This is a genomic window from Actinoplanes sp. NPDC051633, assembly GCF_040681735.1.
GTDB lineage: Bacteria > Actinomycetota > Actinomycetes > Mycobacteriales > Micromonosporaceae > Actinoplanes.
Genome location: NZ_JBFAZH010001513.1, coordinates 1 through 1,570 on the forward strand (window position 1 = coordinate 1; position 1,570 = coordinate 1,570).

Here is a 1,570-nt window from a genome sequence, read left to right on the forward strand (position 1 = left end):
CTACCACTGTGAGCCGGAATCGCTGGCCGGCCGCACCGATCTTCCCGGCGTCGTGGTGCTGCGGAGCCTGACCAAGACGTGGGGTCTGGCCGGCCTGCGGGTCGGCTACGTGCTCGCCGATCCGGCGGTGATCGAGCGGCTGCGCCGGCACGCGCCGCTCTGGCCCGTCTCCACGCCGGCGCTGGCGGCGGCCACCGCGATCGCGTCCGAGCGGGCCGTCGCCGAGGAGCGCGAGATCGCCCGGCAGGTCGCCGCGGACCGGGCGCACCTCGTCGAGCGGCTGGAAAGAGTGCCGGGCGTCACGATTGCCGGGACGCCGCGGGCGTCGTTCCTGGCGATCAAGCTTGCGGGCGCCGACAAGATAAGGCTTGAGCTGCGCGAACGCGGCTGGGCGGTGCGTCGCGGCGACACCTTTCCCGGGCTGGGCCCCGATTGGCTGCGCATCGCGGTGCGAGACACTGCGACGACGGACGCATTCGTCGGGGTCCTGACCGACGTGATCGAGGAGCTGCGGTGACGCTGGAGAGCACGATCGCCGGGATCCGGCCCGCCGACGAGGCCGCGATGGCGGCGGCGCGGGCGTACCAGGCCCGGCTGACCAAGCCGGCCGGGTCGCTGGGCACGCTGGAGGATCTTTCGGTACGCCTGTCCGGGCTGGCCGGCGCCTGCCCGCCCCCGATGCCGGAGCCGGCGACGGTGGCCGTCTTCGCGGGCGACCACGGTGTGCACGCCCGCGACGTCAGCCCGTGGCCGCAGGAGGTCACCGCCCAGATGGTGCTGAACTTCGTGGCGGGCGGCGCGGTGGTCAACGCCTTCGCCCGGCAGAACGGCGCCGACGTGCTGGTCGTCGACGTGGGCGTGGCGATCCCGCTGCACGGCGGGCCGAACCTGCTGGACGCCAACATCCGCCGCGGCACCCGCGACTTCACCGCCGAGCCGGCGATGACCCGCGCGGAGGCGACCGCGGCCGTCGAGGTCGGCGTCTCGGTCGCGCACGCGCTGGTCGACGGCGGCGCGAAATGCCTGCTCACCGGCGACATGGGGATCGCGAACACAACGCCGGCGGCGGCGTTGATCGCGGCCTTCACCGGCCGTTCGCCGGCGGCCGTCACCGGTCGCGGCACCGGCATCGACGACGACACCCACGCCCGCAAGATCGATGTCATCCGGGACGGGCTGGCGCGGCACCGGCCGGATGCGGCGGATCCGCTGGGCGTGCTGGCCGCCGTCGGCGGGCTCGAGCATGCGGCACTGTGCGGCTTCATCCTGGGCGCCGCGGAACGACGCGTGCCGGTGGTCGTGGACGGCGTGATCGCGGCGTCGGCGGCACTGGCCGGGGCGGCTCTGGCGCCCGATGCGATCGCCGCGATGGTCGCCGGGCACCTCTCCACCGAGCCCGGTGCCGCCGCCGCGCTGGAGCACCTCGGCCTCACCCCGCTGCTGAACCTGGGCATGCGGCTGGGCGAGGGGACCGGCGCGCTGCTGGCGCTGCCGATCGTGGCGAGCGCCGTGCGGGTGCTGCACGAGGTGGCGACCTTCGACGCGGCGGGGGTCTCCGAAAAGCCATCCG

General features: G+C 74.8%; 2 protein-coding genes. Both read left to right on the forward strand.

Annotation, left to right across the window (positions count from 1 at the left end; translation table 11 throughout):
* A partial coding sequence (locus tag AB0M20_RS42640; RefSeq protein ID WP_364307119.1) for an aminotransferase class I/II-fold pyridoxal phosphate-dependent enzyme occupies positions 1-517 on the forward strand: 517 nt, incomplete at its 5' end.
* A 47-nt stretch (positions 518-564) separates the two neighbouring features.
* Positions 565-1,570 (forward strand): nicotinate-nucleotide--dimethylbenzimidazole phosphoribosyltransferase (gene cobT, locus AB0M20_RS42645; RefSeq protein ID WP_364307121.1); only part of this gene is annotated, 1,006 nt, incomplete at its 3' end.